At 61.6% G+C, this 25,501-nt stretch carries 23 protein-coding genes; 9 read left to right on the forward strand and 14 right to left on the reverse strand.

Annotation, left to right across the window (positions count from 1 at the left end; translation table 11 throughout):
- Positions 1-264: 264 nt before the first annotated feature.
- Positions 265-2,073, forward strand: coding sequence for a hypothetical protein (locus ACX80B_RS07345; RefSeq protein WP_459294610.1), 1,809 nt, complete (start codon positions 265-267; stop codon positions 2,071-2,073).
- Positions 2,074-2,108: 35 nt separating this feature from the next.
- Here the strand turns inward: ACX80B_RS07345 and ACX80B_RS07350 are convergent, their stop codons facing one another.
- Positions 2,109-3,278 carry an RtcB family protein gene (locus tag ACX80B_RS07350; RefSeq protein ID WP_459294612.1) on the reverse strand — a complete coding sequence of 390 codons (1,170 nt, stop codon included), beginning with the start codon at positions 3,276-3,278 and terminating at the stop codon, positions 2,109-2,111.
- Between the two features lie 160 nt (positions 3,279-3,438).
- Here ACX80B_RS07350 and ACX80B_RS07355 point away from each other — a divergent pair, with 160 nt between their 5' ends.
- The 7 genes from ACX80B_RS07355 to ACX80B_RS07385 all read left to right on the forward strand — a co-directional run bounded on the left by ACX80B_RS07355 (position 3,439) and on the right by ACX80B_RS07385 (position 10,775).
- The gene (locus tag ACX80B_RS07355) at positions 3,439-4,377 is read left to right on the forward strand and encodes a D-isomer specific 2-hydroxyacid dehydrogenase family protein (protein ID WP_459294614.1); all 939 of its coding nucleotides are present in this window, start codon (positions 3,439-3,441) and stop codon (positions 4,375-4,377) included.
- A gap of 129 nt (positions 4,378-4,506) precedes the next feature.
- Entirely contained in the window at positions 4,507-5,457 is a 951-nt protein-coding gene (gene murQ, locus ACX80B_RS07360) for an N-acetylmuramic acid 6-phosphate etherase (protein WP_459294616.1), read from the forward strand.
- A 282-nt stretch (positions 5,458-5,739) separates the two neighbouring features.
- On the forward strand, positions 5,740-7,080 hold the full coding sequence (locus ACX80B_RS07365; protein ID WP_459294618.1) for an extracellular solute-binding protein: 1,341 nt from the start codon (positions 5,740-5,742) through the stop codon (positions 7,078-7,080).
- A gap of 76 nt (positions 7,081-7,156) precedes the next feature.
- A complete protein-coding gene (locus tag ACX80B_RS07370; protein ID WP_459294620.1) occupies positions 7,157-8,050 on the forward strand; it encodes a carbohydrate ABC transporter permease in 894 nt (297 codons plus the stop codon).
- A 19-nt stretch (positions 8,051-8,069) separates the two neighbouring features.
- On the forward strand, positions 8,070-8,900 hold the full coding sequence (locus ACX80B_RS07375) for a carbohydrate ABC transporter permease (protein ID WP_459294622.1): 831 nt from the start codon (positions 8,070-8,072) through the stop codon (positions 8,898-8,900).
- Entirely contained in the window at positions 8,897-9,784 is an 888-nt protein-coding gene (locus ACX80B_RS07380) for a MurR/RpiR family transcriptional regulator (protein WP_459294624.1), read from the forward strand. The genes ACX80B_RS07375 and ACX80B_RS07380 overlap by 4 nt, the downstream gene beginning before the upstream one ends.
- Positions 9,777-10,775, forward strand: a complete 999-nt coding sequence (locus ACX80B_RS07385) for an N-acetylglucosamine kinase (RefSeq protein WP_459294626.1) — start codon at positions 9,777-9,779, stop codon at positions 10,773-10,775. The genes ACX80B_RS07380 and ACX80B_RS07385 overlap by 8 nt, the downstream gene beginning before the upstream one ends.
- A 15-nt stretch (positions 10,776-10,790) precedes the next feature.
- Here ACX80B_RS07385 and ACX80B_RS07390 read toward each other — a convergent pair whose 3' ends face one another.
- The 12 genes from ACX80B_RS07390 to ACX80B_RS07445 all read right to left on the reverse strand — a co-directional run bounded on the left by ACX80B_RS07390 (position 10,791) and on the right by ACX80B_RS07445 (position 24,372).
- Positions 10,791-12,554 carry a serine hydrolase domain-containing protein gene (locus tag ACX80B_RS07390; protein ID WP_459294628.1) on the reverse strand — a complete coding sequence of 588 codons (1,764 nt, stop codon included), beginning with the start codon at positions 12,552-12,554 and terminating at the stop codon, positions 10,791-10,793.
- A gap of 41 nt (positions 12,555-12,595) precedes the next feature.
- Positions 12,596-13,894 (reverse strand): exo-beta-N-acetylmuramidase NamZ family protein, encoded by a 1,299-nt coding sequence (locus ACX80B_RS07395; protein ID WP_459294630.1) that lies wholly within the window; start codon positions 13,892-13,894, stop codon positions 12,596-12,598.
- 130 nt (positions 13,895-14,024) lie between these two features.
- Positions 14,025-16,013, reverse strand: coding sequence for a glycoside hydrolase family 3 protein (locus ACX80B_RS07400; protein WP_459294632.1), 1,989 nt, complete (start codon positions 16,011-16,013; stop codon positions 14,025-14,027).
- Positions 16,014-16,289: 276 nt separating this feature from the next.
- A complete protein-coding gene (locus tag ACX80B_RS07405; RefSeq protein ID WP_459294634.1) occupies positions 16,290-18,032 on the reverse strand; it encodes an HNH endonuclease signature motif containing protein in 1,743 nt (580 codons plus the stop codon).
- A 214-nt stretch (positions 18,033-18,246) separates the two neighbouring features.
- Positions 18,247-18,615, reverse strand: a complete 369-nt coding sequence (locus ACX80B_RS07410) for a glyoxalase superfamily protein (RefSeq protein ID WP_459294636.1) — start codon at positions 18,613-18,615, stop codon at positions 18,247-18,249.
- Positions 18,616-18,640: 25 nt separating this feature from the next.
- Entirely contained in the window at positions 18,641-19,666 is a 1,026-nt protein-coding gene (locus ACX80B_RS07415; RefSeq protein ID WP_459294962.1) for an L-idonate 5-dehydrogenase, read from the reverse strand.
- A gap of 115 nt (positions 19,667-19,781) precedes the next feature.
- Complete coding sequence (locus tag ACX80B_RS07420; protein WP_459294638.1) at positions 19,782-20,555, reverse strand: SDR family NAD(P)-dependent oxidoreductase; 774 nt, start codon at positions 20,553-20,555, stop codon at positions 19,782-19,784.
- Between the two features lie 8 nt (positions 20,556-20,563).
- Positions 20,564-21,214 (reverse strand): dihydrofolate reductase family protein, encoded by a 651-nt coding sequence (locus ACX80B_RS07425; protein ID WP_459294640.1) that lies wholly within the window; start codon positions 21,212-21,214, stop codon positions 20,564-20,566.
- 48 nt (positions 21,215-21,262) lie between these two features.
- On the reverse strand, positions 21,263-22,132 hold the full coding sequence (locus tag ACX80B_RS07430) for an SDR family NAD(P)-dependent oxidoreductase (protein WP_459294642.1): 870 nt from the start codon (positions 22,130-22,132) through the stop codon (positions 21,263-21,265).
- Positions 22,129-23,697, reverse strand: a complete 1,569-nt coding sequence (locus ACX80B_RS07435) for a flavin-containing monooxygenase (RefSeq protein ID WP_459294644.1) — start codon at positions 23,695-23,697, stop codon at positions 22,129-22,131. The genes ACX80B_RS07430 and ACX80B_RS07435 overlap by 4 nt, the downstream gene beginning before the upstream one ends.
- A 13-nt stretch (positions 23,698-23,710) precedes the next feature.
- Entirely contained in the window at positions 23,711-24,106 is a 396-nt protein-coding gene (locus ACX80B_RS07440) for a type II toxin-antitoxin system VapC family toxin (protein ID WP_459294646.1), read from the reverse strand.
- Entirely contained in the window at positions 24,103-24,372 is a 270-nt protein-coding gene (locus tag ACX80B_RS07445; RefSeq protein ID WP_459294648.1) for a type II toxin-antitoxin system Phd/YefM family antitoxin, read from the reverse strand. Before ACX80B_RS07445 ends, ACX80B_RS07440 begins: the two co-directional genes overlap by 4 nt.
- Positions 24,373-24,526: 154 nt before the next feature.
- Here ACX80B_RS07445 and ACX80B_RS07450 point away from each other — a divergent pair, with 154 nt between their 5' ends.
- On the forward strand, positions 24,527-25,006 hold the full coding sequence (locus ACX80B_RS07450) for a TetR family transcriptional regulator (RefSeq protein WP_459294650.1): 480 nt from the start codon (positions 24,527-24,529) through the stop codon (positions 25,004-25,006).
- A gap of 187 nt (positions 25,007-25,193) precedes the next feature.
- Here ACX80B_RS07450 and ACX80B_RS07455 read toward each other — a convergent pair whose 3' ends face one another.
- Positions 25,194-25,340 (reverse strand): hypothetical protein, encoded by a 147-nt coding sequence (locus ACX80B_RS07455; protein ID WP_459294652.1) that lies wholly within the window; start codon positions 25,338-25,340, stop codon positions 25,194-25,196.
- Positions 25,341-25,501 lie beyond the last annotated feature (161 nt).

Here is a 25,501-nt window from a genome sequence, read left to right on the forward strand (position 1 = left end):
AGTGCTCGTTCTAAAGAGTGTGTCCGCTGTCACAGGTAAAGCCAAGGGGTGTTCTCGCCTCGTGAGAATGGCGGCCGGAGTGCGCCGTGTTCCAACCAGGGTGCTGCGATCTGCAACCTGTTCTGCTGATGCGATGGTGCAGCACGACAGGTGCCTATATACTCTCGTCAATCGTTACTCATGTTGGGGGAAATCGTGGGCCGTTTTGCACGTGCTGCCGTATCTGCAGGTCTTGCCGCAAGCGTGCTTCTATCAGGCGCGGTGATGGCGTCTCCGGCAACCGCGATCCCGCCGTACCCCTGCGGAGCAGAGAGTTCCTTGACAGTGGGCAAAGTTGAATCCCTGACGTTGCCGGATCACGTCATTGCCGGGGACGCCTTGCAGCTGCAGGTCAGCATCAAATGCGAGGGGGACCAGCAAGCCGTGCTCGACCGTATGCACCTGACGTTTGAAAACGACCAAGGGATCACCGCGAGGCTCAGCGTGGACGAGAGCGGGATTGAAGCCGGGGCGACAGATGGGGCGTCCACGACTTACACGGTGACCATTCCCGCGCCAGCTGGGTCGTTGCCGGAAGGGCTGCAGCGGCTCACTTATGCCACCGCGGTGATGGAAAAGATTCCGACCTTTCCCACGGGAGCACAGCCGCCACGATACTCGCGGAGTATCGTGCATCCTTATCTGTCGCTCCATCGTCCGGCCGGATGGGAGGTCGAGGTGGGCCACCCCACGCATTCTGCGCCGACGCCACAGGTTCCGTTGACGTTCAGGGCCGGGGTTCCGGCCGAGGTTCGTTTCCCGGCCTGGGGTGAGGGCGCGGTACTGAGCTACCGGTGGCTGCTGGAGGACGGGACGCAGGTGGCTGACCGCAAAGAATACATCCCGACGGCGGGCAGCGTCTCGAGGATTGTTGTCACCGGGACGTGGCCGGACGGCACGGTGCACGAACGGTCTTCAAGGCTGGTCCGCGCCGTCGAAGGCGACGGCGGATTCAATGACGTAACTGTTGGGGAGGCAATTCCCTACAGTGACAACGCAGTCCGGGTTGTCCGTACCGTCCCGGTGCAGAGTGACAGATCCGGGTGGTACCGGCTGCGGTCCAACGGAAACATCCCGTCAACGCGTGAAGCGTCACCCGATGCGTGGTATCCGCAACCGACCGATGTTGGGCAGCGGTTCCAGTTCATTGAAGCCGGCCAGCGGGGAAGGGGTGCCTCTGCGGTTGTCACCGTCAGTCCAGCGCCGCTGCCGTGCGACCGGCGCAGCGGCTATATCCACCAGGACGTGTTCGTCGACTCCGTGGCGGAATTGCGTCCCCGACTCCAACCCGGGTACCGGCTAACCGCCAGCAATCCGTGGCCTAGTGGACAGGCAGTAACTTATTCTTGGCTGCGAAATGGCAAGATTGTCCCCGGTGCGACCACGGCCGCCTACACCCTGAAGGTTTCTGACGCCGGATCTACTATCCGGGCAGTGGTTCGAACCGGCAGTCCCGGCTATGTCTCCAGTGAGGCCAAGGCCTCCGCGGTGAAGATTCCGCTCGTCAGGCTGAAGTCCGCCGGACCGCTCGCCTCCGGCGCCCCGCGCGTCGGAGTGACCCTGAAGGCGACCACCCCGGGGTGGACCGAGGGGAGTAAATTCAGCTACCAGTGGCTTCGTAACGGCCAGGCCATGCAAGGCGCGACGCGCTCCAGCTATACGGTCCGGGCCAGGGATCGTCATGCGGTGCTGCGGGTGCGGGTCACGGGCACGCAGACCTACTACACGACGGTCACCAGGAAAAGCCCCGAGTACCTAATCAACCACGGCATCATGAGCGGCTCTACACCGCGCATAACGGGAATCGCGCGGGCTGGACGGACGCTCACAGCCGTACCCGGAGAGTGGACGCCGGGGACACAACTGACCTATCAGTGGTACCGGAATAAGCAACCAATCACGCGCGCCACCAAAGTGACCTACAGGATCGCTGCCGCGGACCGCGGTCACGCCATTAAAGTCCAGGTACGCGGAGGCAAGGCTGGATACATGAGCCTTAACCGAACTTCTGCCCTGAAACGGATTCAGTACTGATTAAGGTTCGGAGACGGCCAAGCCCGCTCTGCCTCTCAGTCGCCTTTGCAATTAACGAACTGACGAAGTGTGTGCGTGACTTTGACCAGGTCCTTGGCGTCCATCATGACCTGGTCAATGTCCTTGTAGGCCGCCGGAATCTCGTCGATGAAGGCGCTAGTGTCGCGGTATTCGATACCCTTCATCGCTTCGCGGAGCTGGTCTTGAGTGAAGTGCTTGCGCGCGGAATTCCTGCTGTATTGGCGCCCGGCGCCGTGCGGTGAGCTGTACAGGCTGGCTTCATTGCCGGAACCTTCGACGACGTAGCTTGCCGTGCCCATCGAGCCGGGAATGACGCCCTTCATGCCCCGCCGCGCCTCGATGGCGCCCTTCCGGCTGACCCACACATCCTTGCCAGCGTGGTGCTCCTGCTGGGTGAAGTTGTGATGGCAATTGATGCGCTCGCGTTCCACCACCGGTTTGCCGATCCACTTCTCGAACTGCTCCACCACCCGGTCCATCATCTCCTCGCGGTTCAGGAGCGCGAAGTGCTGCGCCCACCTCAGCTCGCGGATGTACTTATCGAACTCCGGAGTCCCCTCCGACAGGTAGGCCAGGTCCCGGTCGGGCAGGTAAATCTCTTCCTTGTGGCACCACTCTTGCGCCGCCTTGATGTGTCGTTGCGCGATCTTGTTTCCCACCCCACGGGAGCCGGAGTGCAGGAACAACCACACGTCGTCGTTCTCATCAAAGGACGCCTCGATGAAGTGATTCCCTGAGCCGAGTGTGCCCAGTTGGAGCATCCAGTTCGCGGCGTAGTTGTCGGGTGTGAAGTGCGCTTCGTCGGCCAGGTCCTTCAGCTCCTGGACGCTGGCCAGCGCGGAATCGGTCAGCTTTTTGTTGTTCTTGCCCGCCGACATCGGCACCACCGCTTCGATGCCCTGGCGCAGCTTCCGGCGCTCCGGCCCCTCGATATCCTTCGCGGTGAACTGTGATTGCACTGCAATCATTCCGCAGCCGATATCCACCCCGACGGCGGCCGGCATGACCGCTTCGAGCGTCGGAATCACCGAGCCGACCGTGGCGCCCATGCCCAGATGCGCATCGGGCATCAGCGCCAGATGCGGATGAATGAACGGCATGCTCGACGCCAGGACAGCCTGATCGCGGGTCTTATCGTCAAGAACCGATGCCCAGTTGAGGAGCTTGCTGTTGATCTGCTCCATGCTGCTCCTTCCGGTGGGGATCCGGTGGGGTTATCGAACTTTGCGCGGAGATCCTGGCGATGGAGCGGATGCTACACCCCTTCCAGCCACCGTGAGTAGTGTTGGATGCCGGGAAGGGAACAACTTCCTTCACCCTCGGACCTAACGCGGAGCATTACTTATGACCAGTACGACGACGGCGCGGGCACCCCGGATCGCGATTCTTCCGGAACCTGCCGGATACTTTAAGCAGGCCGTGCTCGACGGCGGCGGTTCCGTTGGTCCCTTATCATCCGATACCACCGGACTCGTCATCGGCGGCAAAATCGAGATGGACGATCTATCCCGGCTGCTGAAGGAACACCCCGGTATCGGTTGGATCCAGCTGCCGTCGGCCGGAATCGAACGGTACGCCGATGTGATGAACAGTCATGCCGACCGCACCTGGACCAGCGCCAAAGGAGCGTACGCGCGACCGGTAGCCGAACACATTTTGGCCCTGACCCTCGCCGCGCTGCGCCGCCTGCCCGAACTGGCCAGGACGAAAACCTGGGGACCGGAGGTCGGCACCGCGCTGTACGGTTCGCGCGTCGTCATCGTCGGTGCCGGCGGCATAGCGCTCGAGGCCATCCGCCTCCTGCGGGTCTTCGACACCCACATCACCGTCGTCCGCCGCAAGGATGAACCCGTGCCGGCCGCCGACCGCACCGTCACCACAGACCGGTTGTCGGAGGTACTGCCGGAAGCCGACGTCGTCGTCATTGCCGCCGCGCTCACGGAGGGGACCACAAGCCTGATCGGGGAGAAGGAACTGTTGCTTCTGAAGCCGTCGAGCGTTCTGGTCAACATTGCCCGAGGGAAGCTGGTGGACACGGACGCCCTGATGGACGCGCTAAAGCAGGAACGCCTCGCCGGTGCCGCGCTGGACGTCACCGATCCCGAACCACTTCCGGACGGGCACCCGCTCTGGGACGAACCGCGCTGTCTGATTACGCCGCATACCGCCGACACCGAGGAGATGGTGCGACCGCTGATCTCCGCCCGCGTGCGGGAAAACGTCCGCCGCTGGGCCGCCGGTCAGGAGCTCGAAGGACTCGTCGACGTCGCCGCTGGCTACTGAACCTGAGGGGATGAAAAAACGCTTCATCCGATAGCCGCAGCATGAATATCCTTGACATGTCGGCTCGCATTGTGCTTATCTCTTGGCATAAACAGTCTCTGTGTTTTCCTGCCGGCTCCTCTCGCCGGTATGGCTTCGGTCGACGAACGGTTGGCAATGAACAGTCTCAGCAGCGAGCTCGGCGGATTGGCTACGGAGCGATCCCGACCCGATCTTGCGGACCTCGACACGCTCTCCACACATGACCTGGTGGCCCGCATTGCCGCCGAGGACGCCCAGGTTCCCGCCGCCGTCGCCGCCGTCGGCAACGCCATCACCGCGGCCGTGGATGCGATCGTGGCAAAGCTCGAACGAGGCGGCCGGCTGATCTATGTCGGTGCAGGCACCCCTGGCCGGCTCGCCTTCGTGGATGCGGCGGAATGTGTCCCGACCTTCGGCACTGACCCGGGCCTCGTCGTCGTACTCATTGCTGGTGGGCCGGGGTCGATGCAGGCGGCGGGGGAGGGTTACGAGGACGACGGCGGCGCGGCGGCAGCGGATCTGAGAGCCATGAACGTCAGCTCCAACGATGCGGTGGTTGGCATCTCCGCATCCGGTCGGACGCCGTACGTGATGGGCGCGCTCGAAGCCGCCCGGGTCGCCGGTGCCGTCACGATCGGGATTTCCAATAACCGGGGCGCGGCGATGAGCCGGCTCTGTGACGTTCCGATTGAGGTTGAAACCGGCCCGGAGGTCATCGCCGGATCGACCCGGATGAAGGCCGGTACGGCGCAGAAGCTGGTCCTCAACACCTTGTCGACGGCGTCGATGGTCAAGCTCGGCAAGACGTACGGCAATCTCATGGTCGACGTGAAGGCCAACAACGAAAAGCTCCGGATCCGTGCCCGGCGCATCGTCGTCGAAGCAACCGGTGCGGATGAGGAAGCGGCAGCCGCCGTCTTGAACGAGGCCGATTGGCATGCCAAAACCGCAATCGTCGCGCTGCTGGCCGACGTCGGCGTCCCCGAAGCCCGCCGCAGACTCGCCATCGGTGACGGACACGTTCGCTATGCATTGCGCCAGAAAGCGGGCACAGCGTGACGACGTCAGCCCGGCCCCGACGTCGGCCCATCACCTCGGCCCGACGCAGTGGTGATTTGTCCAAAGTGCTGACTTGTCCAAATCGTGATGCGCGTCATGCTTGACACTCTTCGCCCATGCTAATAGCTTTCAAGCATTACCTGTACTACGAAATATATTTTCATCAAGGCGCAGCGGCGTAAACGAGCGTCACAGCAACGGTGTTGTGGCGCACTGACTGGCGGTTCCGAAGGGCGTTCCGGACCGTCAGAGGATTCACATTCAGATCAGAGGAGTAGGACCGTGAAGCAACTACAGAACCGCCGGTTTACCGGTGTGCTGGCATCCGTTGCGGTGCTGGGCATGCTGGCAGGCTGTGGCTCGGGCTCGACCGGCGAAGGCGGAAGCGACGGTGGCGGCGGCAGCGCCGACGGAGAGGTATCCGGCACCCTGGAAATCCAGTACTTCGTCGGCGGCTATGGCGACGAGTGGTGGAAGTCGGTGATTTCCGACTTCGAGAAAGAATACCCGGACGTCACGGTCGAACAGCACGCCGGGCCAAACATCAACCAGGAAATGCAGACGCGCTGGATCTCCGGCGACCCGCCCGACGTCGTCTACATTGACGGCGCCGGCATCAGCCAGACGCAAATGGTCGAGGATGGCCAGCTGATGGACATCACCGAGTGGATCGGCGGCGTCGAAATGCCCGACGGTACCTCGCTGTCGGACAGCTTCATCGTTCCGCCGGACGAGTATGACGGCAAGATCTACAGCCTGCCGCTCATCTTCGACACCTGGGGCACCTGGTATGACCAGGCCTGGTTCGATGAGAACGGCTGGGAAGTTCCGAAGGACTTCCCGAGCTGGATGGACTCGATGGAACAGATCCAGAAGGACGAGGGGATTGCACCGTTCATCACGGCCGGTCAGTACCCCTACTACTTCTCCCGCGGCGTGCTCTATCCCGCCTTCGCATCGGCCGGCGGCGACGAGCTGCTCAACGCCGTCATCGATGGTGAAGAAGGCGTATGGAAGAGCGACGGCGTCATGACCGTCATGAACCGCGTCAAGGAAATGGTCGACGCCGGTTATGTCGACCAGGGTTTCGCGGGACTGAGCCACACCCAGTCGCAGTCGAACTTCCTGCAGCATGACAACGCCTATATCCCGGTCGGATTCTGGCTGCCCAACGAAATGGCCAACGACACGCCTGAAGGATTCGAGTTCGGATTCATTCCGTCCCCGATGAACGCTGAAGGCGATCCGATGGTGCTGGTCCCGGACCTGCGAAGCATGGCAATCGCCGAGCAGGCGGAGAACCCCGAGGCAGCCAAGGCTTTCGCGGAGTTCGCGTTCCAGAAGCAGTACGCGAAGTCCTTCGCCGAGATGTCCGGCGCTCTCATCAACATCGAGGGTGTCGACCTGTCCGAGGAGCCGAACGTACCGGAATACCTGAAGCAGGCAAACGAACTGATCAACTCCGGGGAAGTGGATGTTCACCACAAGAACCACCCGATGAGTTCGGACATGGAACTGCCGATCGGCGATGCGCTGGTCAAGTTCCTGCTGGGTGAAACCAGCGTTGAACAGTTCACGGACGAAGCTGCCTCGATCGCGGAGCAGTACCGGAACAGCCAGTAACAAACCAGGCAGGTGGAGGGCGAGTATCCCTCCACCTGCCTGCTTTTGCCACGTCCAACTTTGAGGAGACAGCACCATGGTGCAGTCGAAAAAGCAACGGTTTTGGTTCCTTGCTTTTTGCCTGGGCCCGACCCTGGCCGTCTTCGCGCTGATAACCCTGTATCCGCTGGTTAATGGCCTGTACCTTTCGTTCTTCGAGTGGTCGGGGCTGAGCGTCGACAAGACGTTCGTCGGCCTGGCCAACTACGAGCAGCTGCTCAACGACGAAGTCATCCCCGCGACCATCTGGCACGACTACTTCCTGGTCGTCACCAAGGTCATCGGCATCATGGTCATTGCCACCTATTTCGCGGTTGCGCTGACGCAGCTGCGGATCAAGGAAGCACCGTTCTACCGGACTGTCTTCTTCTTCCCGAACATCATGTCGGTGGTCATCATCGGCATCCTGTGGCGCTTTATTTACAACCCCGACGCCGGATTGATCAACTCTGGTCTCGAAGCCATCGGTTTGGAGAGCTGGACCAGACCGTGGCTTGGCAGTCTGGACTGGGCCTTGCCAAGTCTCGTGCTGCCATCGGTCTGGGCCGGTATCGGCCTGTTCATGCTGCTGCTGATGGGCGGCATCATGAGCGTGCCGAAGAGCATTTACGAAGCAGCCGACCTCGACGGCGCATCGGATTGGCAGCAGTTCTGGCGCATTACCGTTCCGATGATCTGGCCACAGATCCGGGTCTCGATTATCTACATTGTCATCACCACACTCAACGGCTCGTTCATCATTGTGCAGATCATGACCGAGGGCGGCCCCAGTAAATCGACGGAGGTCATGGGATCGTATCTCTACGAACAGGCATTCGAGCAGTTCCATTTCGGCTACGGAGCCGCTATCGGCATGATGATCCTTGTCCTGTCACTGGCCACCGTTGCCATCCTGCAGCTGGTGCTGCGGCGCGACCGGGTCGAGCTCTAGAAATGACCGGTGAATACTGATGAAAAAATCACTCATCCAAACGCTGGCCCGGATACCTCTGGTCGTCTGGGCCGTACTGGTCATCTATCCGATCATTTGGATGTTCCTCGGCGCCTTCAAGGACTACGGCGAAATCTTCCGTTCTCCCTGGGCCTTGCCGGAGTCATTCGACTTTGGCAACTTCGTCCAGGCCTGGACCGAGTTCGGCATCGGCCAGAGCTTCTTCAACAGCCTGCTCGTGACGGTGCTCGGCTGCGGGTTGTGCCTGCTGTTGTCCCTGCCCACCGCCTACGCCATCGAGCGGGTCAGGTTCAAGGGCAGCAAGGTGCTCTTCAACGTCTACCTGGCCTCGATGATGATTCCGATGGTGCTGGGCTGGATTCCGTTGTTCTTCCTGCTCTTGGAATTGCAGTTGCTGGACAACCTGTTCGCGCTGTCGCTGATCTACGCAGTCACACAGGTGCCTTTCACGGTGTTCATCCTGTGCAGCTTCCTCAGCGGTGTGCCCAAAGACCTGGAAGAAGCCGCCGCCATTGACGGAATGTCGCAGTACGGCATCCTGTTCAAAATCGTCGCGCCGCTGGTCACCACCGGAATCATCACCGCCTCGATCATGAACGCGGTGATGTACTGGAACGAGTACTTCATGGCGCTGATCTTCCTGCAGACCGACGAGAAGAACACCCTTGGCGTTGCCATGGACCTGTTGGCCAACGAAGCCGAGTACACCAATGCCTGGGGTGCACTCTTCGCCGGGCTGTCCATCGCCATCATTCCAATCATGGTGATCTACGCGGTATTCCAGCGGAACATCACCAAGGGCATGACCGAAGGCGCGCTCAAGGGATGACGACGGACACCCAGGACCCTGACGAAATATCGGCCAGGATCCGTGCGGCGCTGCCCTCACTTTCCCCTGCCGCGGCCAAGGTGGCACGCCTTATCCTCGACGATCCGGACATGGTCACCCGTTCGACTGTGCTCGACCTGAAGGAAGCCACCGGCGTCAGCGAGGCAACGATCGTCCGCGCCGCGCGCAGCCTCGGGTTTGGCGGTTATCCCCAGCTGCGGCTTGCCTTGGCAGCAGCCTCCGGCCGTCGGCAACCGAATCACCAAGTCGTGACGGGGAACGTCTCCCAAAGTGACGCTATCGACGTCGTCATAGCCAAGCTGGCCGAAGCCGAACAGCAAGCGCTTCGCGAGACCGCCGCCCACCTCGATCCGGACTCGATTGATCAGGTGACGGCGGCCATCGCCCGGGCGTCGAGAATCCTGTCATTCGGCATCGGCGCATCCGGTCTGGTGGCTGCTGATTTCCAACACAAACTGACCCGCGCCGGGTTTATCTGCTCTTCGCCCAGCGACATTCATCTGGCCGTGACCGATGCGACGCTGCTCAAGAACCAGGACGTTGCACTCATCGTGTCCCACTCCGGTGAAACGCACGAATCACTGAACGTGCTCGACGTGGCAGGCAACGCCGGCGCGGTGACCGTCGCACTGACCGGTTCGGAACGGTCGACGCTCGCACGCAAGGCAGACTATTCGCTGATCGCTGCCGGCCACGAACGCGGACTCCGACCCGGCGCACTCTCCAGCCGGATCGGCCAGCTGTTCGTCGTCGACTGCCTCTTCGTCTCGCTCACCCAGAAAACCTTCGAGACCACCAGCGCCTCCATCCAAATGACACGCGAAACGGTCGCGAACATGCACTCCGGGAATTCGAATGCCTGAACCGCATGAGCCAATCCGCGGCGTCTGCGGGGTCGACGTCGGTGGCTCGGGCTGCCGCGCCGTCGTCGTCCGCCTTGATCAGCACGGCACATCGGTAACGCGCCAGGGCCGCGGGGTCCAGATCGGTGCCGACGGCGTGATGGTTGCCGATCTGCTGGACCAGGTTGAGGATCTTGCCCTGGCCGCCGCGGGTGCCGCCGGGGTGGACAGGATCGACGCCGTCGCGGTGGGCTCGGCGAGTCTCATGGAGCTACTCAAGGACAGTGTCGGCCTGCACCGTTCCCTGGCAGAGCGGCTGAAGAGCACCACGACCATCGTCGCCTCGGACATGCTGACGTCCCATATCGGCGCCCTGCGGATGGCACCCGGAGCCGTGCTCGCCGCAGGAACCGGGGCCGTGGCCCTCGGGACTGACTTCGACCAAATCTGGCACCGGGTCGACGGCTGGGGACATTTGCTTGGGGACGCCGGTGGGGGAGCTTGGATCGCACAGCGTGGACTCGATGCCGCGATGAAGGCAATCGATGGCAGGGTTGGCGGATCGACCACGTTGCTGGACCGGCTCCGCAAACGCTTTGGCAGCCACCAGTACTTGATCAAGGACGTCTATACCCGCAACGACCGGTCCGGAATTCTCGCCTCCTTTGTGCCGGACATGGCCGACCTCGCCGCGGACGGCAACAGCCAAGCACTCTCCATCTTCAGTCAGGCCGGCGTCGAACTCGCCCACACCGGAGCCGCGGCGCTTCCATCTGGACTTCCACCACAGCTGACCCTGGTCGGTGGTCTCTTCAGCACCTCAGCCCAGCTGCGGAAATCCCTTGAGGAAGAGCTGACCCGGCTCCGGCCGGACGTGCACCTTGTCGAAGCCGCGGGTAGTTCCGTGGACGGGGCCTTGCAGCTCGCGATCGAAGCGGCACACGACGAAACTATCCTGCTGAATCACCCGCCATTCGTCACCTCGATGACCCATGAACGGACCCCGCGCTGACTTAATGGAGGCGGGCTAGCGGCGCACTTCGATGAACCCATCAGCGATGAAAACAGAGGAACCCTTTTCCCCGTTGAGAACGGTCATCTTCCCGGTCTTCACTTGAATGTTGTCCACGAAAACACCCCGTCCAAGGGTGTTGGCATCCGTAGTGTAGCGCCACCGGATCAAGTGCTGGCCACTTGCTGGTATCTCCGCAGTCGCCTTGCCCCACGTACGATCACCGCGGTTATTGTAGGTGCCGTTCGTGCGGACCGTCTCGCCTTGGTCCGTGGAACCGGTCCGTACCGTGTACGGCAATAACGTCCACGTCTTGCCGCCATCCGCAGAGGTCTCTACTGCGAAGGTATCCGTTTCCTCATTGTCGGCGAAGACGTCGAAAGACAGCGCCGCACCACCCGGGACGGCCACGCTGGTCCGCAACGTGTTCTCCGAGCTGTTGTCAGCACCGCCGGACCATTCCGTGCTGCCCTTGCGGGGGAAGACTCCGAGGGCGCCCGCTAATCCATCAGCCACGGTCCGGCGGGCTGGATTGGTCGAGCCCCAGCTACGGCTGGGATGCACCGCGTTCGTCAACAGAATCGCGAAGGAACGCGACTTGTAATCGATGACGATCGACGTGCCTGTGTAGCCGGTGTGGCCTGCGGCGGCTTCATTCGCCAGACCGCCCATGTACCACATCTGATCCAGCTCGAACCCCAGACCGTGAGCATTTCCGGGGAAGGCCTCGTTCTGATTCTCAAGCAGGAACTCAACAGTTTCCTGCTCCAAAATGCGCTTGCCGTCATAGACACCACCGTTCAGCAACGTCTGCGACAAAATCGCCATATCGCTAACGGTCGAGAAAATTCCCGCATGCCCGGCGACACCACCAAGACTCCACGCGTTCTCGTCGTGAACTTCTCCCCACACCATGCCGCGACCTGCGGCCGATTGATACTCGGTTGCGGCGATCCGACGCAGCTTATGCTTTGGCGGATTGAATTCGGTATCGACCAGTTTGAGCGGGCCCGTGATTCTGTTCTCGAGGGCGCGGTCGAGAGGTTTCCCGGTGACCTTCTCAACCAATAGGCCCAGCGCGATCAGATTGAGGTCGCTGTAACCATAGGCTGATCCAGGTTCGTTGACCGGCGCTGTTTCCATGACTGCCTGAATGCGTTCTTCTTCAGTGTCATATGCACTCCACAGCGGCAGCCACGGCTTTAGCCCGGACGTATGGGTGAGCATCTGCCGGAGCGTGATGCCTTCTTTACCGTTGTTCCCAAACTCAGGGACGTAACTGGAATACGGTTGATCAAGGTCAATTTCTCCCTCTTCGACCAATTGCATGACCAACAGAGACGTGAACAGTTTCGTCACGGACGCCATGTCGTAAATGGTGTTCTCGGTTGCCCTGAGCCGCTCGGCCTCGGGCAACTTCGTACCGTCTCCATCGGCATACAGCCGGGAGAATCCATGTGCGTGCGTTGCGACGATCCGCCCTTGGTGTGCCATTATGCCGACGGCGGACGCGTACAACGGTTTGGTCTCAGAATCCACAGGGTTCGCGTAGGCGTCCAACTGTTCCCAGGCGGCATCAATTACCGACTCATCCAATCCCACTGAACCAGGGTTCGCTTCCTTCAGCCGGGTGTTCGACGGCGAGAAAGCGTCGAGAGGCATGTCGAATTTACCGGCCGCGCGCCGTTCGGCGCCCATTTCGTGCCCCCTATCCTGTTGGCTGGCGCCGTCCACAGGCTCGGCGGCGCGTGCCATTCCGCCGGCTCCGCTCAGCACCACACTTACGATCGTTACAGCTACTACGCCGGTGAGAAGCCGCCTCAAGACCGCGGCCCGCCATAGACGAGGAACTCCCGGGTATCGCGTACGAACTGCTTCAGCTCATCCTGCCAGGCGCCAATAATCGTCTCCGCGCTCTCGCCAGCATTGACCTGCTCCTTGAAACGGGCAGATCCGCTCAGCAGGTCCATCCAACGACCCCCATCGCCGCGCCAATCGAATTCCGGATACAGCCGCTTGGCCTCGACGATCATGTGCGTACCTAGTTCCACCGCCCCGACGCTGTCTGCATCCTGGATGTGTACCTGCACACCGCCGCACACCAGGCCCCGATTCTTCGACAAGGTTGGCGAGAAATAGGCTTCCCGGAATTCGACCCCCTTGAGCCGCTTGCTGTTCAACGCTTCGGCCCACCGGTAGTCGACGTAGGGAGCGCCGATCAGTTCGAACGGGCGCGTCGTCCCGCGCCCCTCCGACATATTCGTCGCCTCAAACAACGCGGTGCCTGGATAGACCGTGGCCGTTTCCGGCGTCGGCATGTTCGGACTCGGCATCACCCAGGATGCCCGGTGATCGGGTCCGGTCATTTCGCGATGCCAACCCTGTACCTCGACCACCTGGAGGTCCCGTATCGGCTCGAGGCCGGCCTCCGGCAAGTGCACGGCATTGAAATACCTGGCGAGTTCGCCGACTGTCATGCCGTGCTGCAGTGCTATGCCGAGTTTTCCCACCCCGGATTGGAACCCGTCCTGCAACACCGGCCCGCGTGCCTGGCCGCCAATCGGGTTCGGGCGGTCAAGCACGACGAAACCAGCACCGGTTTGCGACGCCGCCTGCATGGCTTCCCACATCGTCCAGATATAGGTGTAAAAACGCGCGCCGACGTCCTGGATGTCGAAGCACACAGTATCGACTCCGGAGTCCCGGTAGAAGGCTGCAAGGTCCACGGCCTGCGCACCATAGGCATCGTAGACAATGATTCCGGTCCGGGGATCAACGGTGGTTTCTTCGCTGTCTCCTGCCAGAGCCGTTCCGCGGAATCCGTGCTCAGGACCGAAGACCGCGCGTACATCGACCTCCTGACCGGCCATGTCATCGACGATCGAGCGGAAGTTCTTCAGCACACCTGTGGGGTTGGTGATGATGCCGACTTTTCGTCCGTTGAAAATGCTCCAATTATCAGCGGCCGCGACATCAGCGCCGTTGGTCAACGTCCCGCCGTTGCCCCTCCTCTGGCCTGATGGCGATTGAGCGGCAGCCCCGGATACGAACGGTGCAGCCACCGCGACGGCTGCGCCAAGTCCAGTTGCGCTGATCAGATCTCTGCGGTTTAAAGCCATGGATGTGCGCCTTTCAAGTGTGGTTGTTGAAACGCTTGTACTTCAACGAGTCATTGTGCGGAGGATTGCCAACGCCCGTCTCCGGTTGCCCGCCTCTTCGCCGCTTGGCAACCCCGCGTTAGGTCAGCTGTTACTGATCGGCGTCACCGGTTGGGACATCCTGACCAGGTATTCCGGTCGTGAACGTGTAGGACCAACTGGTGACGGCGTCATCGAAGTAGTACCCGTCCTGGGCGACTGCCGTGATGGAGACCGTCCGTGCCTTCCGATAGGTACCCGCCGCGACTACCTCGCCATTAAGGAGGTAATCCACGCCCTCAGCTTCAGGAACCGTAAAGGAGTCCTGTCCCCGCCCGGGCCGATCGGCGAAGACAACATCCCCGGGCGTCGCCTTGATGCCATAATCGAGGCCGAAGCCCAGAGGCAGGAGCACGCCCTCGCCGTTGGCCTCGGGGATGTTGACGGGCAACTTGCCGCTGGGGTTGATTTCACCAGCGATGGCACGCACAGTCCCGTGGAAGTTCACCTTTTTGACGCCATAGCTGTTGATGACGGCGTCTGCCTTCGGGAAGACGCTGATGTCGTACGGATTCCGGGTCGCGACCACAACGACCGGTGTTCCGGTCGCCGATAACTCCGCGACCATCTGTTGCTGAGCGGCGTTGCCAGTCGCATTATTGGAGGTGAATACGACAGCATCGACACCTTCAGCAGCCGCGACTGCACGCGCCCGGTACTCCGCTGATGGAGAGGATCCATTCTCGTAGTCTTCGGTCACCGCAAATCCCTGATCGGCGAGCATTGGTCCCATGAGTTCAGGCCAACCGGAACCAGCACCGACCATAAGTACCGAGCTACTCGGAGCAAGCGGCAGAGTGTCTGCCTCATTGCGTAAGAGGGTGGCCGCACGGTCAGAGATCGTGTTCGCGGTGGCAAGGTGTGCGGGATTACCGACGACGGATGTGACCTTGTCGGGATCGGCCAGAGGATTCTCGAAGACCCCGCGCTCCACCTTCCACTCAAGGATGCGTCGGACCGATTCATCGAGACGGTCCTCGGTAATCTCGCCGGAAGCGACTGCGGCGCGGACTCCGGCAAACGATGCATCGACGTCGGGCGAGTTGAGCAGGATGTCGGAACCAGCCTGGATGGCCATTACCGCGATCTCTTCCTGCGTCCACTCGTCGGCCATCGCCGCCATGTCGAGTGCGTCGGTGGTGATAACTCCCTCGAAACCCATCTCGTCACGAAGCAGTCCGGTGAGTACCTTGTGGGAGAGCGTGCCAGGCATGTCCGGATCAATGGCTTCGACAATGATGTGGGCGGTCATAACCATGTCCACACCCGCGTCGATGGCAGCCTGGAACGGTTCCAGATGCTTGTTCAACGTCTCGCGATCGTAGGTGACTGTGGGCAATCCATAATGCGAGTCGACGGATGTGTCACCGTGGCCCGGAAAGTGCTTCGCCGCTGCGCCCACATACTGCTGTAAACCGTTGATCTGTTCCACGCCGAGGGCGCTGACGACGTCGGGATCCTCGCCCATGGAGCGAATCCCAATGACGGGGTTATCCGGGTTGGAATTGAGGTCAAGCACGGGTGCAAAATCGACGTTGATCCCCATCGCACGAAGCTCGGAGCCGAGGATTTCACCCTGCGCATGTGCCAGCTTCGGGTCAAAGGTGGCACCGAGAGCCATGTTGCCGGGGAGCACAGTGGCCGGCGGACCGATGCGGGCGACCAGGCCACCTTCCTGATCGATAGTGACAGCCAGCGGAATGCCATCGCCGTCCGCTCCCATAGCGGTCTTCTGGAGACCGTTGGAAAGCCCCGCGATCTGGGTTGGATTGTCAGTGTTGCCCGACCACGCGAAATAAAGGACGCCGCCGAGGTCGTACTTCTCCACGACCTGTGCCGGTGTGTCCACGCCGTAACGTGCCTGATTACTCGCCGCCATAGAGGTGTCATCTGCCGAGGATCCATAGACATGCGTCCATGTCATTTGGCCGATTTTTTCGTCGAGTGTCATGCCGGCGATCATCGCGTCAATGTCAGGCTCAGCTGGCGGAGGCGCAGACCGCGTATCTGCAGTCGCGACCCCCACGGTCGAAAGGAGCATCCCCGCCACAACGGCTGAAACGAGTCCGCTTTTTCTTCTGCTGGTTACTAACGATTTGCGCTTCACAATGCCTCCGTTTCGACGGGCGTCCTTGCCCAGGTATTTTCACTATTAGGGACCGATAACGCCCCGTCAACACTTGGAACAAAAACCTTGAACGGTCTCTGAATAAGTGTTATAAGCCACACTTGACCGTCCTCACCGGCGACCATCCCGGCGGCAGAGCGTCCGGCCATAAGAACCGACGGGAGTCAGGGCGAACTCGGCAGGCCAAACTCAGAAGGGAGGCAGCACGTTTTCCAGCTCGGGTGGTTTGCTGGTGTAGTCGGGTCTGGTTTTGTAGGTGTGGCCTGTGGGTGCGGTCCAGCGGAGGATGCCGGCATCGAGTTGTTCAAGTTTCCATCCGCCTTCATGTTTTGCCTTGTGGTGGGCTTTGCATAGGTGGGCGCAGTTATCGTGATCGGTGAGTCCGCCGTCTTCGCGGGCTTTGGTGTGATCGATATCGCAGCCGACTGGTCTTCGGTTGCAGCCGGGGAATCTGCAGTGTCCGTCGCGGGCACGGAGCAGCCGTTTCAAGTCTGCGGGTGGTTTCTTGTGTTTGCGTCCGTAGGCGAGGACTGATCCGGTAAAGGGATCCGTGAGGATCCGGTACCAGCTCTTAGATTCACCGGCGAGGCGGCGTGCGACGTCGGCGGGGACGGGACCATAGCCTTCCAGGTCGCCTGGCTGGTTCGAGTGGCCCATCAGCGTCAGTGCCGGGATGGTGATGAGGACTTCGGCGCGTGGGACCGTGCCGTTGGCGGATTGTTTCCCGAGGAGAAGGTCGGTGAAGACGTCGGCCTTGAGTTGTGTGTGGTTGCGGAACTCGTCCGGTCCTTGCAGGGAGCGGGCCATGCGTTCGAGGTTGTCTTCGATGGCTGCCGCTTCGACGGCCGGCAGGTAGGCGTAGATCTCGGTCATCGCGTCGGGCTGGGGTGTGAAGGTGACTTTGCGGCTTTTCCGGACGCTCTGGTGGCGGTCTTCGAGGCTGGTGGGATTGATGTCGTTGCTGACCCGCATGGCTTGCTTGTCGAGCTGGGCGGGGCTGAGTCCTTCGCAGAGATCAAGAAGTTCGTGTTCATACCGGGCGGTGTCATCGGCGTTGGCCGGTGGGCAGTTCTGCATGATCATTCGAGCGTGGGCGAGGCTGAGTTTGCCTTCGCTCAAGGCGGTGTGGGAGGCGGGGAGGTGTTTGTAGATGAACCAGGATTGGCCAAGCTGGTGCCTGCCACTGCCGGGAGAGATGCTCAGGGCCGCGGAGATCTCACCGCCGGCGTAGCGGCTGAAAGCCTCAAAGTTGCCGGCCTCGTCTCCCATGTTGGGCCGGTGTTCGGTGAACCGGTGCATGGCACCGATCCGGCGGGACTCGGCCCAGGCTGCAAGCCGGGTGGCGGCTTTGAGGTACTCGATCGTTTCAGCATCGTCGAGGGAGGCGAATTCCACCTCAGCGATCATGGGGGCCAGTTCGGGTCCGGTCGCGGCCGACCAGCGGGCGGCCCGGTCGCTGAGTTCCTCCGCATCTGCAGCCCGACCGGGACCATCGGAGTCAACTCCTGCGCCACCGCTGGTATCAGTGCCGCTGCCGTCCAGTTCGGCGCGTTTCCGGTTGAGATACTTCCGTGGCGGCAGTGCGGCCTTCATCCGTGCTTTACGCTTTAGTCGAGCCTTCTTTGGCGTATTCTCGGCGCGGAACCATGGCAACATCCATGCTGTATCTCCCAGGGCAGAGATGGCGTCCTCGTGGCCGATACGCTTCGCGTATTCGCGGTAGATGCGCTCGGCAACGGACGATTCCGCAGCTGAGGCCGCCTCTTCGAGCGGGTCCCGGTGCGATGGTTCCTGAAGCCGGAAAATCTGCCGTCCAGTGCACCTCCAAGTGCATTCACCGCGAGGGTGGTTATAGTGCGGACCGAGCAAGTACCGGTCAGGAGCGGGATACAGTTCTCCCACAACTTTGCCTGACTTGCCGGTGATGTCCATGTACTCAGCATAGTCGAATACATGTTCGATTAGAAGGGCCAGTTGGAGGCAATGTGGATAACTTCGTTCGATTCCTCAAACTTGGCTACCGACTACCGACTACCGACTACCGACTACCGACTACCGACTACCGACTACCGGGCCAACGACCACGGCGCCACCGACTACCGGGCCACCGGCTATCGGCACCCGGCCCTCCGCCACCGGCTACCGCTTACCGACCCGGAATCTCCTGCAGACTCCAGGTGTTGCCGTCCGGATCCGAGAAATAAACGAACCGACCCCAAGGCTGTTCGTCGACCTCGCTCGCATCCACGCCGTTCTCGACCAGGTGCTGCCGCGCCTCGGTGGCATTGGGAACGACGATCTGCACGCCGAGCTGCGAACCGGGTTTCATGTCCGTAATGCCTTTTCCCAGCACAATGGAACAAGCTGAGCCAGGCGGTGTCAGTTGAACAAAACGAACCTCGTCGCTGACCCGGTGGTCATGATCAGGATGGAATCCGACCTGATCGACATAGAACGCTTTCGCGCGGTCGACGTCAGTCACGGGGATGGCAACAAGCTCGATTTTCCAGTCCATTTTTGATCCTGTTCTTCGTGGGTGGTTAGAACTTCAGCAACACTTTGCCCGACTGAGACGGCTCCTTGGCGATCTCGAATGCCTCCAACGCATCGTCGCTGTCGAATTCGTGCGTGACGATCGGCGCCGTTAGCAGGGATCCGTCCGCCATAGCTTCCAACACCTCGTCCAGCTCATCGTTGAATCGGAAGGACCCGACAAGCTCAAGTTCGCGCGTGATCGCCGTGGCAATGAGCGCTGGCTGCTCTCCGCCCGGCAGGAGGCCCACCATCACCACCCGCCCTCCACGCATGGCTCCCCGAATGGCCGAGGACAGGCCGCGCGGATTTCCGGAGGACTCCACGACTACATCGGCTTCGACGACGGCGATCGCGTCGGCATCGGTGGCCATAAGGGTGGAAGTTGCTCCAACGGCGTGGGCGATTTCCAAGGGCTTGTCGTGCATATCGACGGCGACTATCTCTCCGGCACCGGCACGTTTGAGGACGGCGATGACAAGGCATCCGATCGGCCCGCATCCGATCACGAGTACCCGCTTTCCTGCCACTTCTCCGGCGCGTGCGACGGCGTGCCAGGCCACGCTGGCAGGTTCGGCCAGCGCCGCATCCCGCAGCGACAACCCGTCCGGCAACGGTCTCAACATCCGCCCGGGCAGAGCCACATACTTCGCGAATGCGCCTTGGGTATGTGGCAGATGGGCCGCGCTGCCCAGGTACGTTCCGCCGGGCGACAGGTTGGGGCGGTCCTGCGGGTACCTACCTGGTGCGGTCCCGGGGGTTGCGGGATGCACGGCGACGTCGACGCCGTCGTCCGGGCTGGATCCGTCGGCCGCAGCTCTAATGACTGTGCCCACCACCTCGTGGCCCAGCACCATGGGCTCGCGCAGGATCGAATCGCCGGCGGCACCGTGGGTCCAATAGTGCAGGTCGGAGCCGCAGATACCGCCATAGGCAATTTCCACAATCGCCTCATCCGGACGCGGTGCGGGTGCGTCGACGGGTTCTACCCGCAGGTCACCGGCGCTATGCACGACGACGGCGGGCGTGCCCATGGCAGCGGGCGTCGGTTCGCGGGCGTGTGCCTGTGCCGCGGCGAGCGCCTCCGATTCGTTCACTGTTTCCGCTCCCTTAGCTAATACGCTCGAACTTGGACAACGCCGCAGGTACCTAAACGACGACGCTCATGCCGCCGTCGATAAAAATGACCTGTCCATTCACGAAGTTGGAGGCTTCAGAGCCCAGCCACACGACCGGCCCGACCAGATCCTCAACCGTGCCCCAGCGGGCAGCCGGCGTCCGTCCCAGGATCCAACTGTTGAAGGCCTCGTCGTCGACCAGGTTCTGGGTCATTTCGGTGTGGATGTACCCGGGAGCAATTCCGTTGATCTGCAAACCTTGGCCGGCCCACTCGGCGGTCATGGCGCGCGTGAGGTTCCGCAATCCACCCTTGGCCGCCACGTACGGCGCAATGGTCGGCCGCGCCAGATCCGTTTGGACCGAGCAGATGTTGATGATCTTGCCGGAGCCACGCTGCAGCATGTGCCGGGCAGTTTCGCGGCCGACCAGGAACGCGCTCGTCAGGTCCGTGCGGATCACGCGGTCCCAATCTTCCGCTTCGAGGTCGAGCATCGGAACACGGTGCTGGATCCCGGCGTTGTTGACGAGTACCTCCAGCGGACCGACGTTTTCCTCAATCCAATTGATGCCTTCAGTCACCGCCTTGCTGTCCGTAATGTCGAAGGCTGCAGCATGAACCCGGCCGGCCGGGAACCGGTCCGCGAATTCCGCCCGTGCGAACTCGAGCCGTTCGGCGTTGGCGCCGTGCAGCACTACGGTGGCTCCGGCATCGGCCAGCCCTGCGGCGAGCGCTTTGCCGATGCCGCGGCTGGAACCGGTGACCAACGCGATGCGCCCGGTGAGGTCAAAGAGTGGATTACCCATCCCGGGACTTACGCTTCTGCCGTGGCCGCGGCCGTGGTCGTGGCGGTGGTGGCCGAGGTCGTGGCCGTGGCGGTGGCGGGCGCGGGTGCCGGGTCCGGATCTTCAGGGGTGACGACGTCGAAAATCAGGTGGGCGAATTGCCCCATCTTTTCGACGGTGCGCAATTTCAGACGGTCCGACTCGATCCGCCGGGGGAGCAGGGGAGCGCCGCCGGTCAGCGCTACCGGGGCGACGGAGATCTGGAGTTCGGTGAGCAGTCCGGCGTCGAGGAATTGACCGGCCAGGTCGCCGCCTCCGACCACCCAAATGTCCTTGTCGCCCGCGGCTTCCGCTATCGCCGGAAAAGTATCGGCCACGCCCCCGCTCACAAACTGCACGTCGGCGCCGTCGGGCTTGGGCAGTTCCCGGCTGGTGAACACGAAGGTCCGTCTGCTCCCGTAAAGCTCCGCCCACTTTTCCGGTTGCTCGAGCAGGCCTTCAAAGTTCAGCACCCATTCGTACGTCGTCGAACCTTCGACCATGGCCCCGACCGCGCCGAAAAACTCCTCGTACTGCTGCCAATCCGGAGCTTCGACGGCGAACAGCCACTCGAGCGAATTTGCCTCGTCCGCGATGTACCCGTTGAGCGACGTCGCTGTATAGAAAACCACTTTGGACATGGCACCAGCGTAGCCAGCGTTCCGCCGCGGCGACAGGTCAGGGGAGACCTAGCCCTGTTTCCGTGCACCTCTGGCGCGGAGGAAATCGTCCGCTCTGCCCAGAGTGCGTTCAAATGTCCCAAAAGATGACGGCGCGAGGCGTACGACGACGTCGGGCAGCTTGGCGTTGGCGGCGATCAGCAGTCGTCGCTTGCGGTGTTGGACGGCGTCGAGGATCAGTTCGGCTGCCTTATCTGGAGGGAACGTGAGTAGACGTTCGAGGTTCTTCTTCCTTATGGCCTGCTCGGCGGCTGAGAGGAATCCCGACATGCGCGCGTTCCTGGCGATGTTGGTCCGGATTCCGCCGGGATGCACGGTCGTAACGCCAATTCCTTGCGGTCCAAGTTCGCTGGTCAGGGCTTCGCTGAAGCCGCGGAGTGCAAACTTGCTGGCCGAGTACGCGGTTTGTCCCTTCGGCGCGACGAGTCCAAACAGGCTGGACACGTTCACGATATGGCTGCCGGGGGATTCCTTGATCCGGGTGAGCAGGGCGTGGGTCAGGAGCACCGGCGCCCGGAAGTTGACGGCCATCACCCAGTCGAAGTCGTCGATGCCGGCCTGGTCGAAGCTTCCGGCGAGCGCGACTCCGGCGTTGTTGATCAACAGCGAGATCTTCGGCGTCGCCGCAAGGATGTCCTCCGCCAGTTCGGTCACCGCGTCGGCGTCGGCAAGGTCCACCACATGCGTGTCGACACTCAACTCTGGGTGCCTTTTGCGGATGGTTTCGGCGACGACGGCGAGTCCCACCGCATCCCGGTCCACCAGCACGAGCGCACTTTCCCGCCCGGCCAGCCCATACGCAAGATGCTCGCCAATGCCTCCGGCGGCACCGGTGACGACCGCCGTTCCGTGCTGGAAATTGTAGGCAGGGATCTTCACCGTCCAACCCCCGCCGCATCGACGTCGTTGGCGGTCCTTTCCGCCCGCGGTGACGGGACAGCGTCGTGAGGTGACGGGACAGCGTCGAACTTCATTTCCGCGGAAACATTTCCCAGCAGTGCCGAGGGAACATCCAGCAGGTAGTTGTGCCGCATGGTCCACGGGTTGCGGCTGCCCTGCTTGGGGAAGGCTTCGGCGGCACGCAGGACGTAGCCAGAGGTCAGATTCATCAGAGGTTTCTGCCCGACGGCCTCGCCTGGATCCGGGACGGCGGAGCGGTAGCCGTGTTTGTCCATGTGCTTAAGCAGCCGGCAGACGTATCGCGAACTGAGGTCGGCGCGCAGGGTCCAGGAGGCGTTCGTGTAGCCGACACAGACTGCCAGGTTGGGCAGGCCGCTGAGCAGCACGCCCCGGTACACCTGCGTCCGGCCCAGATCGACAGGCTGTCCGTCGACGGTGAATTCCACGCCGCCCAGCGGCAGCATGGACAACCCGGTGGCGGTGATGACGACGTCGGCTGCCAGTTCCCTGCCCGAGGCCAGCCGGATGCCGCTTGGAGTGAAGGTGTCGATCCGTTCGGTGACCACTGACGCCTTGCCGGATTTGAGCGCGTGATACAGATCTGCCCCGGGTGCGACGCAGAGCCGCTGGTCCCAAGGGTTGTAGGTGGGGACGAAGTGTTCCTGTACCTGGCCGTCATCGCCCAGCACGTTCCGGGCCTGCCTGCGGAGCAGCTTCTTCGCCATTTCGGGACGACGCCGGCACAGCTGGTAGAAGCCGGATGTCACGAGGATGTTCTTGGCGCGGGTCAGCCGGTGGGCCATCTTTGCGGACAGATGTTTCCGCACGGCATCGCCGAACTTGTCGGTGCTTGGCACGGTGGCGATGTAGCTGGGGGAGCGCTGGAGCATGGTGACGTGGGCGGCGTCATCAATCATGGCCGGAACCAGCGTCACTGCGGTGGCGCCGCTGCCGATCACGACGACGCGCTTGTCTTGGTAGTCCAACTCCTCGGGCCAGAACTGGGGATGGACGACGTCGCCGGCGAACTTTTCGATGCCGGGGAAGTCCGGCCGGTAGGCGCGTTCGTAGTTGTAATAGCCGGTGCATGAGTAGAGGAAGGAACAGGTGAGGGTCCGGCGTTCGGTGCTGCCGCCGTCGTCGCTCACTTCCAGCTCCAGCGTCCAGCGGGTGTCCGCAGAGGACCAGGCGGCGCTGACCATTTTCGTCCGGAACCGGATGCGTTCGGTAATGCCGGCGTCGGAGGCGGTGTCGCGGATGTAGGACAGGATGGTCGCGCCGTCGGCCATTGATTTGGCACCGGTCCAGGGGCGGAACGGGTAGCCGAGGGTGAACATGTCGGAGTCCGAGCGGATGCCGGGGTAGCGGAAGAGGTCCCAGGTGCCGCCGATCGTGTCCCGGGCCTCGAGCAGGGTGAAGGATTTGGATGGGCACTCGGTCTGCAACCGGTAGGCGGCGCCGACGCCCGACAGTCCTGCACCCACGATGACGACGTCGAGGTGCTCCGGTCCGGCACCGCGGGGCGTGATTTCAGCGGCAGCCATGGGATAAGCGTAGTCAGGAGGGACTGGCAATGTTCAGCCCCGCTTTCTCTGCGGCCTGTAGCAGTTCTGCGTCGTAGGCGACGAACTGGTCGACGCTCAGACGAAGCGCAGTAGCAAGGTGGATGGCGTCTGCACTGCGCAGCGCCCCCGGCATGGCGGCGGCAAGCATCAGATCGCTGCGGTCGATATCGTCCAGGTTGATCGTCCGGAGAATGCTGTTGATGGAAGCGGCCGGAGGCGGTGCAGGAAGGCGTTGTGCGGCGCAATGGAGTTCGGTATAAAGCAGCATGGATGCGATGAGGATGTCACCTTGCCGTTGCGCTTCGGAGAGGTACTGGGCGAGGGCATCGGACTCGGTCTCTTCGATGGCGAGCTTCAGCGCAGTCGAGGTATCGACATAGATAATCATCGGTCCCCACGCACGTCGGCCAGTATTTCAGCCGTGCTTTCCGGGGACGGGACCCGCTCAACAGTGATCAGATCGACGACCCCAATGGCCGCGGCGGGCCGGATATGGCCGGCCAGCAGCCTGCGCTCAAAAGGAGATGACGACGGCGGTACAAGGACTGCGGCCACGTCGCCATTGTTGGTTACTTCAACCGTCTCGCCATTCTTGACCCGTTGGAGAATCTTGCTGCTTTCATTGCGTAGCTGTCGATGCGGAATCGTAGACACCGTCGTAACCTCCTGAATACCGGTGTAGCAAGTGTAGCAATCGATCGGTGCGGCGGGAAGGGGTGCTATGTAAAAGGCTTGAAACGGGCTTTCCGCCGCGGAGTTGGCTAGACTTGATTGGTGCGGATGTGCCGCTTGAGTATCTGGAGGAGCGATGTTCAGGCCCGGGGCGCCGATCGATGAGATCGAGCGTGATGTCGAGTCAATCATCATAGAGCTGGTTCACGAGCTCGGGGTTCTGGCCGAGGCCGATCCCATTCACGATGGCGCTGATGAACGCGCCTATATCAAGGTCTTTTCGGACGTGTATGCCAACAGCGACCGGGACCAGGCGGCTCTATTGTCGTCCGCCATCAATCGTCCCAACCTCGCTGAGTCCCTGCTATACCTGAACCGTTGGCTCGATGGCGCGACGCGCAGCGAGAAGGAACCGTCGAGGGCAATGCGGATCCTGGTCCGTCTTGCTATGGACGGGCTGTGGGTGAGTGACATCCTCGACCCAACGCGGTTCACTAAAAACCAGCGCGGCAGGCTTACCGAAATTCTTGGAGCGCTGACGTATCTGACCGACAGTCAGGTCGATGGACTGGTCAGAGATTCCGGCGGGGTTTTAACAGGGGCAGGAAATAAATAAACAGGTCCGGATTTATTAGAAAAGCCGAATCCGAACGGTTTTTGTTTATTTCTTGCATTGTCGGTAAGAAAACCCGCAAAAAAGCGGAAAAGTTCTTAACGCAGGAAGCCCAGCGCCGCCGTCGTGATTTCGACGAATGGCGCTGGGCGTCCAGGAATTCGGCTCAGATTAGCCTGAGCGCAATGACTTACGCCTTACGGCTCTTGCGGGGCTTCACGAATTGCAGGTCGCTGGACTCTGCCTTCGCCCGCTTATCGGCTCTCTTTTCCAAGATCGTCTTGCCCGTCTTTTTGGCCTTGGAGTTCTGTGGAGATTTGCCTGACAACTGGATCACTGCCTTTCCTAGGTAGATACTAGGAACCATACCCACTTAAAATAAAAAAGCCAGTCCTGGACTTTTTCTCCCAGTTGCTAACCGATTTCTTTCAGATAGAATTGAAGATCCACCGGTTGGCCTTTTTTATTTTTCTGCTTTTTGTATGCCTGAAAGCCGCC

It is taken from the genome of Arthrobacter monumenti, assembly GCF_054511255.1.